Annotated in this window: 9 protein-coding genes and 1 pseudogene; 6 read left to right on the forward strand and 4 right to left on the reverse strand. The window is 68.0% G+C overall.

What is annotated here, in order from left to right:
* Positions 1-63 precede the first annotated feature (63 nt).
* Entirely contained in the window at positions 64-525 is a 462-nt protein-coding gene (locus ABD774_RS17470; protein ID WP_345044005.1) for a DUF305 domain-containing protein, read from the reverse strand.
* Positions 526-1,044: 519 nt separating this feature from the next.
* Here ABD774_RS17470 and ABD774_RS17475 point away from each other — a divergent pair.
* Positions 1,045-2,797: pseudogene (locus ABD774_RS17475) on the forward strand (heavy metal translocating P-type ATPase); the annotation flags it as partial.
* Between the two features lie 119 nt (positions 2,798-2,916).
* Here ABD774_RS17475 and ABD774_RS17480 read toward each other — a convergent pair.
* Positions 2,917-4,221, reverse strand: coding sequence for a phenylacetate--CoA ligase family protein (locus tag ABD774_RS17480; protein WP_345044007.1), 1,305 nt, complete (start codon positions 4,219-4,221; stop codon positions 2,917-2,919).
* A gap of 244 nt (positions 4,222-4,465) precedes the next feature.
* Here ABD774_RS17480 and ABD774_RS17485 point away from each other — a divergent pair, with 244 nt between their 5' ends.
* Both ABD774_RS17485 and ABD774_RS17490 read left to right on the forward strand, forming a co-directional pair.
* A complete protein-coding gene (locus tag ABD774_RS17485; RefSeq protein ID WP_345044010.1) occupies positions 4,466-5,434 on the forward strand; it encodes an IS481 family transposase in 969 nt (322 codons plus the stop codon).
* Between the two features lie 374 nt (positions 5,435-5,808).
* Positions 5,809-6,849, forward strand: a complete 1,041-nt coding sequence (locus tag ABD774_RS17490) for an ATP-grasp domain-containing protein (RefSeq protein WP_345044012.1) — start codon at positions 5,809-5,811, stop codon at positions 6,847-6,849.
* A gap of 56 nt (positions 6,850-6,905) precedes the next feature.
* Here the strand turns inward: ABD774_RS17490 and ABD774_RS17495 are convergent, their stop codons facing one another.
* Together ABD774_RS17495 and ABD774_RS17500 are read right to left on the reverse strand one after the other, a co-directional pair.
* Positions 6,906-8,174 carry a type III PLP-dependent enzyme domain-containing protein gene (locus ABD774_RS17495; RefSeq protein WP_345044014.1) on the reverse strand — a complete coding sequence of 423 codons (1,269 nt, stop codon included), beginning with the start codon at positions 8,172-8,174 and terminating at the stop codon, positions 6,906-6,908.
* A gap of 222 nt (positions 8,175-8,396) precedes the next feature.
* Entirely contained in the window at positions 8,397-9,845 is a 1,449-nt protein-coding gene (locus ABD774_RS17500) for a glycosyltransferase (protein WP_345044017.1), read from the reverse strand.
* Between the two features lie 728 nt (positions 9,846-10,573).
* On the opposite strand from ABD774_RS17500, the gene ABD774_RS17505 reads away from it, so the two are divergent.
* Genes ABD774_RS17505 through ABD774_RS17515 form a run of 3 tightly spaced genes read left to right on the forward strand, consistent with a single transcriptional unit; the run spans position 10,574 to position 13,491 of the window.
* Positions 10,574-11,698: a tyrosine-type recombinase/integrase gene (locus tag ABD774_RS17505; RefSeq protein WP_345044019.1), complete on the forward strand. Its 1,125-nt coding sequence runs from the start codon at positions 10,574-10,576 to the stop codon at positions 11,696-11,698.
* Entirely contained in the window at positions 11,691-12,044 is a 354-nt protein-coding gene (locus ABD774_RS17510; protein ID WP_345044022.1) for a helix-turn-helix domain-containing protein, read from the forward strand. The genes ABD774_RS17505 and ABD774_RS17510 overlap by 8 nt, the downstream gene beginning before the upstream one ends.
* Positions 12,037-13,491, forward strand: coding sequence for a Fis family transcriptional regulator (locus tag ABD774_RS17515; RefSeq protein ID WP_345044024.1), 1,455 nt, complete (start codon positions 12,037-12,039; stop codon positions 13,489-13,491). Before ABD774_RS17510 ends, ABD774_RS17515 begins: the two co-directional genes overlap by 8 nt.
* Positions 13,492-13,769 lie beyond the last annotated feature (278 nt).

A 13,769-nucleotide genomic window follows, 5' to 3' on the forward strand; every position in this document is an offset into this window, starting at 1 on the left:
GTGTGCCCCGGCCCCAAACAGGGGTCGGGGCACATCTGTTGATCAGCGTTGCAGTTCGTGGGGCTAGCGGTCCAGGGCGCCGAGCCAGGTGCGGAAGTCTGCGATCTCGGCCTCCTGGTTGATGATCCCGGTCGCGGCGGCGACGCGGAGTTCGGCGTGCGGCGCACGGGACTGTGGCTCGAGGAACTCGATAATGCCCGCCGAGTGGTGGGGAATCATCATGCGGACGAACTCGACGTCGAACTCTGCACCGGCCGGCACCTGCTCAAGTTTCGCCATGTCCTCCTGGGTCTCGCGCTCCATCGTAGCCATCTCTCGTTGCGCCTCGCGGGGTGCCTGTTCCATCGCCTCCTCGGGGGTGAGCCCGTACCACTCGTCCAGCCAACGGGTGAACTGGTCGATCTGGTGCTGCTGGTTGGCGATGATGTTTTCCGCGTGCGTGCGGATGTCAGCGTTCTGGCCCCGCTCAAGCTCAAGCTCAGCCATCTCGATGGCGGCACGGTGATGAGGGATGATCCCCGCCATGAACGTGATCTCGAGGTCCTCACCCTCGAGCTTTGCGAGTGTTTCCCCGAACTCGTAGGCAGTGGGTGACGTGGGCGGGGGCTGGCTGGGGTCGTTCTCGGGTCGCTCCCCTCCCTCCACTGTCACCGGGTTGTGTGTCGAGACCGGAGCGGTCGATGCGGACGTCGCTGGTAGCCCGACGAGTGCGGCGCCTACGAGGACTCCGATGAGCGTTCGAGCAGCGGTGCTAGATCTCATTTCGTGCCCTTCCTCGGTGTAGGGAAGGCTCCGGGCCGGCTGCCCAGAGCCGACGGTTCAATGACCGTATGTCCACCACACCCAAGGGGCAACACGCGAACAGTGGCTAATGCCGGTGTCCGCGTCCGTTCTCAGCTGCGCCGTAAGAGTGCAAGCCCGGCCCAGCGTGCACGGCCTGAGATGTGATCCCGGTCGGGTAAGAAGCGGGCGGATGCGATGAGCAAGCTGCACGAGGACGACGCACACTCCGCTCATGGCGGTGGGCATGCGGGGCACGATCCCATGCCCGAGGACGACCGTCATGGAGGCGTCGACACTCACGTTCTCCACGACGCGCACGCGGGCCACGACATGTCTCACGACGGCCACGGCCACGGTGGTCACGGGGACCACGTCGCTCAGTTCCGGCGGCTGTTCTGGATCATGCTCGTGCTGGCGGTGCCGACGGTGCTGCTCAGCTCGATGTTCGCGTCCCGGCTACTCGCTGCCAGACCTGCCCGGCCTCGCGTGGGTCTCGCCGATCCTGGGCACGGTCATCTACCTCTGGGGCGGACGCCCGTTCCTCACCGGCACCGTGAGTGAGATCCGCGCACGCAAGCCGGGGATGATGCTCCTGATCGGCATGGCGATTACGGTGGCCTTCGTCGCCTCCTGGGGCGCGACCCTGGGCGCGCAGTCCCACGGGCTGGACTTCTGGTGGGAGCTCGCTCTTCTGGTCGTGATCATGCTGCTCGGTCACTGGATCGAGATGTGTTCCCTGGCCCAGACCTCTTCCGCGCTCGACTCCCTCGCCGCCCTCCTCCCGGACGAGGCGGAGCGGGTCGACGGCGACCAGGTCACCAAGGTGGCCCCCGCAGACCTGCGGATGGGTGACGTCGTGATCGTGCGGCCGGGCGGCCGCATCCCGGCGGACGGTGAGGTGGTCGACGGCGGGGCGGACGTGGAGGAGTCGATGATCACCGGCGAGTCGAAGCCGGTGCGCCGCGAGGCCGGCGACCACGTGGTCGCCGGCACCGTCGCCACCGGCAACGCCCTCCGGGTCCGCATCTCCGCCGTCGGCGAGGACACGGCCCTCGCTGGCATCCAGCGCCTCGTCGCCGAGGTCCAGTCCTCGTCCTCCCGTGCCCAGCGCCTGGCCGACAAGGCCGCCGGCTGGCTGTTCTGGTTCGCGCTCGGCGCCGCAGCCGTCACCCTCGTCGCGTGGCTGCTACTCGGCACCCCGGAGCAGGCCTGGATCCGCGTGATCACCGTCCTGGTCATCGCCTGCCCCCACGCCCTGGGCCTCGCGATCCCGCTCGTCGTCTCGATCGCGACCGAGCGCGCCGCCAAGGGCCGGGTGCTCGTCAAGGACCGCATGGCGCTGGAGCAGATGCGCACCGTCGACGCCGTCCTCTTCGACAAGACCGGCACCCTCACGGCCGGCCGCCCCGCGCTCACCGGCGTCACAGCCGTCGCTGGCACCGGCGAGGACGAGGTCCTCGCGCTCGCCGCGGGCGCCGAGTCCGACAGCGAGCACCCGCTCGCCCGCGCGATCGTCGACGCCGCAGCGCACTGCGGTCTCGACGTGCCGCGTGCTACGGACTTCTCCGCGTCGACTGCTGTCGGGGTCCGCGCAACGGTCGACGGGCGCTCGGTCGCCGTCGGTGGCCCCGCCCTGCTGGCCGAACGAGGGCTCGACCCGCTCCCCGCGACGCGGGAGTGGTCCGACTCCGGAGCCACCGTCCTGCACGTGGTCGTCGACGATGAGATCGCTGGCGCGCTCGCCCTGGCCGACGAGGTTCGGCCCGAGTCCCGCGAGGCCGTCGACGCGCTGCACGGACTCGGTGTGCACGTCGTGATGATCACCGGCGACGCCGAACCGGTGGCCCGGGCCGTGGCCGACGAGCTGGGTATCGACCAGGTCTTCGCCCAGGTCCGGCCCGAGCACAAGAGCGAGAAGGTCGCCGAGATCCAGCGCCAGGGACGCACCGTCGCCATGGTCGGCGACGGCGTCAACGACGCCCCGGCACTCGCGCAGGCCGACGTCGGCATCGCCGAGGAACCGGCTCTCGTGCAACACTGAGGCGGTGGGCCGACATCAGTGTGCGGCTGCGTGAGAGCTCCGCATCTCACGCGCGGCCGCAAACCGTATGCATAACACGGTTGCCACGTGGGTTATCCGGTGGGGCGCCACTGATTGATCACGATCTGGCGCTTGCCGGAGGCGAGCAGCGGAACCTCGTCGACGTACTCGATCTGAAGGTCTGCGTCGGCACCCAGGAACGTGAGGTAGTCGGCGCGGATCCGTGCGTCTCGCCCGGCGTCGCGGTCGGCGTTGAGTTTGAGGGTGTACTTCCCTGGTCCGGTCTGGATCAGTTGGTACTGTCGGAGGTTTTGGTCGGCAAGTTCTGGTTTGGCCATCGGGTTAAGGCTTCGCCCGCGTGTGTCGAAGAGCTGATCGAGGGCGCGCCCGGAGACCGCCGCCAGGGTGGTGTCGTCGACGTTGTCGTCCTCGTCTACGGCGAAGGTTCCGACATCGCCGGTGTCGTACCTGATGAAGGGCATGGCGTAGTTGAACAGGTCGGTCAAGACGATGCGTCCTTCTTCTCCGGCCCGGGTGGGTTCGTCGGAGTCGTGCCGCAGAATCTCTACGGCATAGGACGCGACGTTGATGCGGTACGCACTTTCGCCGGGTGTCTGTTGGGCGATGAGCCCGTTCTCGCTGTTGGAGTAGCGTGCGACGAGCGGGCGGCCGAAGCGCCGAGGGGCGGCGCTGCTCAGGTAGTTCGTCGGGGCCTCGCCGCCAGCGATCACCGCACTGACGTGGCTGTTGACGTCCAAGTCTTGGTCGTCGAGGACGTGGCACAGTTGCTCGAGGGCCGAGCTGTAGCCGAACAGTGTCACCGGGCGGCGTCGGCGTCGGATGCCGTCGAGGACTTCTCGGGCCCGATCTGTGTCGAGGGCTCGGACGTCGATCGGTGTGATCGCCTCTTTCATGCAGCGGAGGCGGCTCTTGCGGTACTGCCCACCCCAGAGCCTGAAGTACAGCATGGGAGTCCCCAGCCGGTAGCCGGCGCGGCCGGCCAGGGCGATCGTGTCAGCCTGGTTCTGCCGCATCTTGCCGCTGTCCCACAACGATTCGAACGGGGTGCCGGTGGATCCCGAGGTCCGGTGCGGATAGAGGTCACGGGCGGCGAAGCCGCGAGCGAGCATTGACTGGCCGTTGGTGCGGAACGTCAGCTTGTTCACCACGGGGAACTCAGCGAGATCGCTCGGGTCGAGACCGGCGTAGTAGTCCGTCACTTTGGAGGCGTGCCGTAGCAGGTCCGCCAGCCTGTCCCGTCGAACCGCGACGGCTGCGGGTGACCTAGAGGAATCTAAGAGGGCATTGATTTCGGTGACTGCTTGGGCGACATGACCGCCCCGGGCACGGTCCAGCGCCCAGTAGACCGATCGGCGGGCGACGGCTGCCAAGTCCATAGCGGGCTCCTTGCGATAAGTCTCCGTCCATTTGACTGTAGTAAGTCTGGCGACCGGAGCGGGGCGGTAGACCCTTGAATTTCTGATGAAGATCGGCTGGCCGGGACGAACGGCTCTAGTTGTACCCGGCCGGGACGTTGGTGACACGGGAGCGGTCGGGACACACGGTCGTGGGTGATTGAACGAGGAAGGGCCTCCGGGTGGGGTGTGGCTTGTCTAGAGTCCGCACCCACCGGAGGCCCTCGTGTCCCACCGTAACGCCCGTCTGACCTTCCACGGCCGCCTGACCATCGTCGACCGGGTGCGCCGGCAGGGCCGCCCGCAGGCCCACGTCGCCAAGGAGATGGGTGTCTCGCGCAAGACGGTCATCTACTGGCTCAGGCGTTACGACACCGAGGGTGAGTCCGGCCTGCACGACCGATCCTCGCGCCCGCGCTCCTGCCCGCGGCGCACCCCGGCCCAGGTCGAGCAACGGGTGCTCGAGCTGCGCGCGTCGTCCCGGCGCGGGCAGGACTGGATCGGCCCCGAGCTCGGTCTCCCGGCCCGGACCGTTGGCCGGGTACTGCGCCGCCACGGGGTGCCCTACCTGCGCGAGTGCGACCCGCTGACCGGAGAGGTCATCCGTTCGTCCAAGGCGACCGCCACCCGCTACGAGCGCGCCCGGCCCGGGGAGCTGGTCCACATGGACGTCAAGAAGATCGGCAAGATCCCCGACGGCGGCGGCTGGAGAGCGCACGGCCGTGAAGCGGTCTCCACCACCCGCGACCGCTCAGGCAAGCTCGGCTACGACTACGTCCACTCCCTCGTCGACGACCACTCCCGCCTGGCCTACTCCGAGATCCTGCCCGACGAGAAGGGCACCAGCTGCGCGGGGTTCCTGCGCCGGGCCGCGGCCTACTTCGCCGGCCACGGCATCACCCAGATCGAGCGCGTCATGACCGATAACGCCTGGGCGTACAAGCACTCCCTGCGTGAGGTCGTCGCCGAGCTCGGCGCGAGGCAGAAGTTCATCAAGCCGCACTGCCCCTGGCAGAACGGGAAGGTGGAAAGGCTCAACCGCACCCTGCAGAGCGAGTGGGCCTACCGGCAGGTCTTCACCAGCAACGATGAACGAGCCGCCGCCCTTGCCCCCTGGATCGAGTACTACAACACTCAAAGGCGCCACAGCGCACTCGGCGGCCTCCCGCCGACCAGCCGACTGTCACCAACCTGATGGCCGGGTACATCTAGTGCGGCCGGCGGAACGCGAATTGTGAACTTGGTAGGCGCGGCGGAACCGGCTTCGGGCCCGAGCGCGTATCCGATGACCTACGAGAGGTGCATAGCCGACGAACGGCCGCCGGCAACCATGCAGGTTGGTGGGTGGGAGCAGGATCGTGCCCGAGCTCCGCTCGGCACGAAGGTCGCCGGATGAATCTTCATTAAACCTTCATCACTACACCGGTCCTTCATCGCGGCGCACCGGACATAGTGGCCATCCCGGACACGTACGATCCGCCGCCGGCCCGGGCACTGCGCGGTGTCTTTTCAGCACGGTCACTGGGAGTTCTCATGAGTCGACCGACACACCAGCCAGGACTCAAGATCGTGATCGCCTCCGCGGGGCGGCGCGCTCACATCGTCGGGTGGTTCAAGGAGTCATTGGTGCACGTGGGGTTGCCGGGCGAGGTCATCTCGATGGAGTTCCGGACCACCAGTGCCTCGTTGGCCGTGGCGGACCGTGCCGTGACCATGCCGGCCTACAACGCCGACGAGTACCCCGCAGCCATGCGCGCCTGGTTCGACACAGAGCGTCCTGACCTGTTCCTGTCGCTGAACGACTACGAGCACGAAGTGCTGTCCAGGGGCCTCGCAGACCAGCTGCGCGAGTACGGATGCCGCGTTGCCGCGCTAGAGGAAGGTGGCCAGGAGACGGTGTCCGACAAGTTCTCCATGGCGAAAGCCCTTCGAGCGCACGGCATCGCGTCCCCGGTCACCCACCTAGGGACCGAGAGCCACGACCTGGCGCGGCAGGGCCCCGCCGACCGGATGTTTGTCGTCAAGCATCGCTTCGGCAGCGGCTCGACGGGCTTGAGGATAGTGGAAGCCGCTCATCTGGAGGCCGCCGTAGCCGATTCGGCCAGGACCGCCCTGAACAGGCGCGGGCTGCCGGCCTACGGAGACCTCAGCCATGTCATCGTCCAAGATCGTCTCCTCGGTGCCGAGTTCGGAGCGGACGGTGTGTTCTCGGTAGACGGTCGCGCACAGCTCCTGGGTGTGCTGGCCCGCCGGAAGGTTCAGATGAGGTCCGGAGCCACGGATGTGGCCACCTCCGTGGACGCCGAGCGGTTTCGCGACCTTGTCGGACGCATCGGGTCCCTGATCCGACCAAGTGCACTCATCGATCTCGACATCATCGAATCGGCGGACGGCGAACTGCACGTGATCGACATAAACCCGAGATTTGGAGGTGGCTATCCGTTCGTGCACCTTGCCGGTGCGGATGCGCCCGCCGTCCTCATCCAAGCAGCCGCCGGGCTGGAGCCCGACCTCTCGCTCCTCGCGTACGAGGAAGGCGTGACATCGGCAAGAGGGGAGACGTTCGCTGTGGTCAGCCGGGCGTCGACGCCCTCGCCATTGTCGGCGTGAATGGCCGACAACTGCGCCGAGCTCCGTCCTGATGGTGGCCAGTCTCCGACGACGACTCAGGAGGTCGGTCGGGACACCAAATCGGGCCGGGGATCGGAGTCCTGCCCGGCGGCGTCGGTCGTCACGTTGTCGCCGCGGAGCGGCGGCATAGGGAGCTCTGGCGAGCCGGGTCTCGAGTTGCCCTGAAGGAACTCGGCCACGCCCCACCTCTCGCGTACTGGGATCAGCATGTCGCCCTCGCGGACATACACGGGCGGGAGGAACTCGATGAACAGGGGCTGGAAGCACATCGAGTACGCGCCGACCTTGAGGTAAACGATCCGGTCACCCTCGGTGAGGGCCGGCGCGTCGTTGAGCCGCATGAGACGGTCGTGCTCCATGCACGTAAAGCCGCTGACGATCTGGCTCGGCGATGTCGCGGCAGAGGAGGTGACGAGCTGATACTGGTACGGAGCCTTCCGCCGGAAGGTGGGGTCGATGTTCGTGCGACTGCCGTCCGTGACCACGATGGTGTGCGGGCCGACGTTCTTGACGTCGATGACGCTGGTGTGGAACTCGATCGGGACCGCCACCAAAGACCTGCCCGGCTCCACGATCAATCGCGTCCGTGCCGGGTCCACCACCTCACCGAGGGTGTCCCGTATGACCCCGATGTAGTCGTCGAACGTCGGGTCACCGGGGGCTTCGCCACCGAAGAAGCCCCCACCGATGTCGACGAAGTCCAGGTCGAGCCCACGGGAGGTGATGAGTTCAGCGGCGACCGTGGCCGCTGCGCGGAAGACCTGTGCGCTGCGTGACAGGGAACTCGAATGCAGGTGCAGCCCTGAGATCCTCACCCCGGCCTGGGTGAGCTCGTCGACCGCGCGGTCGAACTCGCCGTTGTCGAGGTTGAACCCGAAGCGACCTCCCTCCTGCGCCGTGGCGCTCTCGCCCGGGCACATCGCCTCAAGGTCCCAGTTCACCCTGAGCCCGACGGCGACGTCCTGACCGGGATGGTCACGGGCGAGCTCGCACGTCCACCGCACCTCCCGGTTGGCGTCAAGATTGACCACCGAGCCCTGGGTGAGCGCCGCCCTGAGCCTGTCCCGACTCTTGATCGGACCGTTGTAGACCACCTGGTCGGGGCCGTACCCCAGGGCCAGGGCGAGCTCATACTCGGTGTCGGAGACCACCTCCGCCCACGCGCCGCGGCTCTTCATGTATGTGATGAGCCAGGGGAGAGAGTTTGTCTTGAAGGAGTACGCCAGCGTCGCGTTCGGCCAGAACCGCTCCAGGGCGCGGCTGAAACGGCCGTAGAACCTCTCGAGGGTTTCCAGATCGATCACGAACGCCGGTGTCGGCGGACGAGTGTCGGTGGTGCCGCTGCTCAGCTCTGCCATGTCAGCCTCTCTCTGTGTCGGCACGGAACCAAACTGGCACGGCGCGGACCTGGCGCACCGCCGGTCTTCGGCGCCCTACGCAGCAGCCCTCGTCGCTCGCGTCTGATGCAAACTCTGGCGTCGTTTACCGCCTCCTGAACGGAAAACTGTTGAATCTTCACCAGATTTTCACAGGTCCTCGTGCGGGAGCCCACCGGATCTGAGCCCGCCGCCAGGGAGACCAACCCTGGGGGAGGTGTGCCGAGAAGACCGGACGGGTGGCCCGCGCGTGTCACACCGGTGCCTGGGGAGCGCGCGAAGCAGCACGGGGTGCAACCACCGAACTATTGGCCCGCGGCCGACCGCATGATCCGGCTCGCGGCTGCCTTGCGTCAGCTGTCCCTGGAAGTAGGTGTCCAGAGCAGCCCATACACGGGGGCGCGAGAAGTTCTCGTGCACCCACGTCCGTCCGCGAGCCCCGAGGCTGGAAGCGAGCTTGGGATCAAGCGCGAGGCTCTCCAGTGCGGCGGCCAGGGCAACGGGGTCAGCCGGGGGGACAGCAATGCCGGTACGACCGTCGAGGATGCTGTCCACCGCTCCCGTCGCAGTCGTCGTCACGACCGGCACGCCCATCGCCGCCGCCTCCAGGCACACATTCGGCATTCCCTCACGAAGCGTGGGGAGGCACAGCACATCCATGAGACGGAAGTACGGCCGAGTGTCCTCGACAACGTCGACCCGTACAGGCCTCCTCGTCACACTGTCGAAAGGGTCGTACCCGGCCCGGTCGACGCCTCCGACGACCAGCACGTCCACGTCGACCGATCGGATCGCGAGCAGTTCCACTGCGGCGGCCAGCGTCTCCAGGCCCTTGTCGGGCGCGAGGCGCCCCACGAAGCCGACCACCCGTCGCCCTCCGGTGAGACCCAAGCTGTCACGAAGGCGTGCGAGTTCACTCTCATCGACCTGCTGCGGCGAGAACCACGCCATGTCCACCCCGTGCGAACTGCCGGAACCGAGCATGTCGATCTTCTCGGGACGTGCGAGACGGTGAGCGGTGAATGCCCTCGTCAGACTCGGGCTCACAGAGAGAACCCGTGTCGCCGAGCGTGCAGACACCCATTCGAACAACCACAACAAGGCACGGAAAGCCCCTCTGGTGGTCTCAAGTCGGAGCCCGTACAAGTGGTAAATCCTTGCCGGCACACCGGTGCCCTTGGCGGCAAGGAGCCCCAGCAGCGCGGCCTTCGGCGTGGCAAGTACGGCAACGTCCGGCCGGTACCTCCGCAGATGACGTATCCAGCCCAGCAGCGAACGAACGTCGCCCACCGGTGAGGGACGACGCAACATCGGCAACTCGAACGTAGTCACGCCAGGGCGCAGGAACTGCTCCGTACTCCCACCACCAGGTCCGCTAAGGAGCTGAACGTCCCAGCCCTGCTCGACCAGGTACTCGGGGAAACCGGCCAAGAAGTGGAAGGATCCTGACGACGTGGCCCCAAAGAGAATGGAAGGCCGGGAGCGGGCGCCGTCTCCGGCATGGGGAAGCCCGGACTCGTGGTCCCGACCGCGAGCACCACGTTCGGTCCGCCTCATTGCCACCACCGTCAATCGTACGGACACCGGCCTGGGCGCCATGCCGCGCAGGGGTTACACAGCGGCGATCTCGTCCCAGAAATGTCGAGGTTGCGGCTCGACTCTATGTGGCACGGACCGCACGCGTCTGCGGATTCGGGCGCTGTACCGACGGCCCTCGCGTAGTTTGCGCCCGAGTCGTCTCCGAAGGCAGCGCCACAGCTAGGCACGCCGTCGCCGAGGGAGTCGTGGTGACGTCGCTGGGGCCGAAGTGGCTGCCGCCGGGTGGCCAGTTTCGGCACACGCCTGGATGCGTGGTGGGGTGAAGTTTGCCGTCCGGCGTGGGCGCTCTGGAACAGCCACGGGCTGCGGCCACGCCGGTGTTGAGGTTCGGCTGGGGGTTGTTCAGTGCATGAGGAGCGGGATCGCAGCGCCGCGACGCGGCCCGGCGCTGGGCGCAGAGGAGCAGGTAGGAGTGCCGTCGGCCGACTCAGTAGAGGAGTCGGAGTGGTTGAGGGGAGAGTCGTTCGTCTGTCCGGCCGTCAGCGATGCATCCGATGAGATACGCAGACTGCACTTTGTCATAAGGTCCATTATCGGATCAGAACCCACGGGAGTTGCAGTAGATGCGAGAACTCCCGTCCCGGGCCGATCTGGACGTCTTCGCAGGTCAGGACCCGTCTGGAGCGCCACGGCTCTCGTGCACCGGCGTGTCGTTGAGCGGGCATCTATGCAGGTGGCCATAGGTTTCCTGCATTAGATGCACGATTCCGCGATGAAGTGGAGAGCGCGTGGACGCCGTCCCGGGCAGGGTTCCAGCGGTTCTCAGCGACGCCAGCGTGGGTCTGTTCCGCGCGGACGAGCGCGTGTTCGAGGCGATGCTCGCCGGCTGGCGCACCCAGATGCTGGCCCGCGGACTGACGACGCACACGATCAAGGGCCGCTGCGGCGTCCTCGAGCGGTTCCAGCGCTTCGCCGGCACCTTCCCGTGGCAGTGGCACCCGGCGGATCTCGAGGACTTCCTCGCCGAGCGACGCTCCGGCGACCGGCCGATCAGCCTGACGACGCTGCGCGCGGACGCCAACGCGGTGGCGGCGTTCTGCACCTACCTCACCCAGCCGGTGTACGGCTGGGCACCCTTCTGCGAACAGACGTTCGGCGACGTCCCGTCGCAGATCAGCTTCGAGTGGAACACCCCGCGGCACACCGCCGAGGACGCCGTCCCGCCGGGCCGGCGCGCCTTCACCAGGGCCGAGCTGCAGCGCCTGTTCGACCATGTCGACGACCTCGTCGACCGTGAGCACGCCGCCGGCAGCAAACGGTGGCTGCCCGCGCTGCGGGACTCGATCGCCTTCAAGGTCTGCTACGCCTACGGCCTGCGGCGCCGCGAGCTGACGATGCTCGACCTGCACGACTTCGGGCCCAACCCGCACGTGAGCGACTTCGGCCAGTTCGGTGCCGTCCAGATCCGCTGGGCCAAGGGCACCGCCGGATCGGGCCCCCGTCGGCGCACCGTGCTGACCGTGCCGGAGTTCGACTGGGTCGTGCCCCTGCTGCAGTTCTGGACCGGACCCGAGGGCCGGGGCCGCTTCCCCACCGCTGATCGCTCCTCGGCGCTGTGGCCCTCCGAACGCGGTGACCGGGTCCGCCTGGGCAGCCTGGGTGATGCGTTCTCCCGGCTCCGCGAGGAGGTCGGGCTGCCCAAGGAGCTCGGGCTGCACTGCCTGCGCCACTCCTACGTCACCCACCTCGTCGAGGCCGGCTACGACCCGGCGTTCATCCAGACCCAGGTCGGCCACTCCCACGCCTCGACCACCGGGCTGTACACCTCGGTCTCGGCCGACTTCAAGCAGCGGGCCGTGCAGCAGATGATCGCCCGCCGGATCGCCAACCCGAAGGAGGACCCCGATGCCTGAGCAGCGTCGCATCGGCTACCGGTGGCACCTGCGCACCCTGATGGCCCAGCGCAACCTGTGGAAGAGCACCGAGCTCCTCCCCCTGCTGCAGTCCCGCGGCATCAACCTCTCCGAGAGCCAGGTCTACCGGCTGGTCACCGGCACCCCCGAGCGCATCCCGGCCCGCACCTTCGCCGCGCTGTGCGACATCCTCGAGTGCACCCCCAGCGACCTGTTCGAACCCGTCGTCGAGATGCGGGGCGCCGCCACCGCGAACGCCCCGCGCCGGCCCGAGGACATCGGCGTCAAGCCCGGGCAACCCATCGCGCGCCGGATCCGGGTCGTCCCGACGGACCACGATGGCTAGACCCCGCAAGGCCAGCGACCCGGATACGTTCCCCGAGGCGTGCGGCCGCTGCGGTGAGCACTACCAGGTCGCCGCTCGCTGGCCCGACGGCGCCGTCTGCGGCTACTGCTACCAACGCGCCAAACGCACCCGCGGCACCTGCGCCTGCGGCCACACCGGCGTCCTGCCCGGCATCGTCGACGGACAACCCGCCTGCCGGCCGTGCTCCGGCGTCCGGCTCAACGTCGACTGCCAAACCTGCGGGGCGGAGGACGAGCTCTACGACGGCGGCCGCTGCTGGACCTGCGTCCTCGCGGCGACCGTCGACCGGTTGCTGACCAACCCCGCCACCGGCACCGTCTCTCCCGAGCTCGTGCCGATGGTGACGGCCCTGAAGTCGATGGAACGCGCCAACAGCGGGCTGACCTGGGTCCGGCAACCTCACGTCACCGAGTTCCTCCAGCACCTCGCCGTCGCCCCCGCCATCACCCACGAGGCCCTCGACCAGCTCCCCGCCTCGCGCACCCGGGACTACGTCCGCGGCCTCCTCGTCGAGCACGGCGCACTACCCCGCCGCGACGAGCTCCTGGCCCGGTTCACCACCTGGAGCGACCAGGCGCTCGACCGGCTCCCCGACGGCGAGCACCGCGACATCGCCCGCCGATTCGCCCGCTGGCACCTCATCCGCCGCATGAACTCCGCGCCGGGCACGGTCACCCAGGGCACCTTCCTGCGCTCGAAGCAGACCACCACCGTCACCATCGACTTCCTAACCTGGCTCACCGCCCACGGCACCACCCTCGACCAGCTCACCCAGGCCGACCTCGACGCCTGGCAGGCCGGCGGACCCACCACCCGCGAGCTCGCCAGCCGCTTCCTCTCCTGGGCCATCAAGGCCCACCTCGTCGAGCCGGACCTGCGCATGCAGCCCCACCGCCGCGGCACCGCCGACAAACTCCCCTCCGTCGAGCAGACCGCGGCCGTCCAGGCCGTCGTTCACCACGACGACCTCACCGCGAGGGACCGCCTCGCCGCCATCCTCATCCTCGTCCTGGGCCAGCAGGTCGAGGACGTCGTCCGCCTCACCTGGGACGACGCGACCGTCACCGACGACCTGGCCACCATCACCCTCGGCGAAGCGCCCATCGATCTTCCGTCGCCGCTCGACGAGCCGCTGCGCCAGCTCCTCGCCGACCCAGGGCACGGCCGCACCGCCGCGCACCCCCACAGCCCGTGGATCTTCAGAGGCCACTCCCCCGGCCGCCACCTCAGCGCCGCGCACCTGCGACAACGACTCAAGACCGTCTGCTCCACCAGAGCCGCACGCCTCGGCACCCTCGCCGACCTTGTCAAGACAAGCCCGACCCCGGTCCTCGCCGAGATCCTCGGCTACCACCAGGCCACCCTCGAACGCCACGCCGTCGCAGCCGCGAACACCTACGGCCGCTACATCGCCACCCGTCGCTGAACGCCAAAGATCACCGGTCGCTCTCTTGCTTAATCTTCGATACGGCACACTCAGGTAGCGGGTTGGTCGGGATCTGATGCAGGGGCAGAGCACACTGATGAAGAAATCGCGGAAACTGGAGTTGTGCGGCGACTGCCGGCACCCGTGGGCCGAGCACCTTGGCGCGTCCTATGACGCTGCTGTCGATGGAAGCTGCGGGGAATGCATCTACGAAGCGGAACATGCGGGCCGCACCGAGCTCTGCCGGAGACGCGCGCCTGACGAGCTCACGCGTGGTT

It is taken from the genome of Georgenia daeguensis, assembly GCF_039537705.1.
Lineage (GTDB): Bacteria > Actinomycetota > Actinomycetes > Actinomycetales > Actinomycetaceae > Georgenia > Georgenia daeguensis.

What these genes read in the sequence shown, in the direction of transcription:
- ABD774_RS17480 (WP_345044007.1), bottom strand. Translation starts at nt 4,221, where the DNA reads ATGGACTTGGCAGCCGTCGCCCGCCGATCGGTCTACTGGGCGCTGGAC.
- ABD774_RS17510 (WP_345044022.1), top strand. Translation starts at nt 11,691, where the DNA reads ATGCCTGAGCAGCGTCGCATCGGCTACCGGTGGCACCTGCGCACCCTG.
- ABD774_RS17470 (WP_345044005.1), bottom strand. Translation starts at nt 525, where the DNA reads ATGGCGGGGATCATCCCTCATCACCGTGCCGCCATCGAGATGGCTGAG.
- ABD774_RS17515 (WP_345044024.1), top strand. Translation starts at nt 12,037, where the DNA reads ATGGCTAGACCCCGCAAGGCCAGCGACCCGGATACGTTCCCCGAGGCG.
- ABD774_RS17500 (WP_345044017.1), bottom strand. Translation starts at nt 9,845, where the DNA reads ATGGCGCCCAGGCCGGTGTCCGTACGATTGACGGTGGTGGCAATGAGG.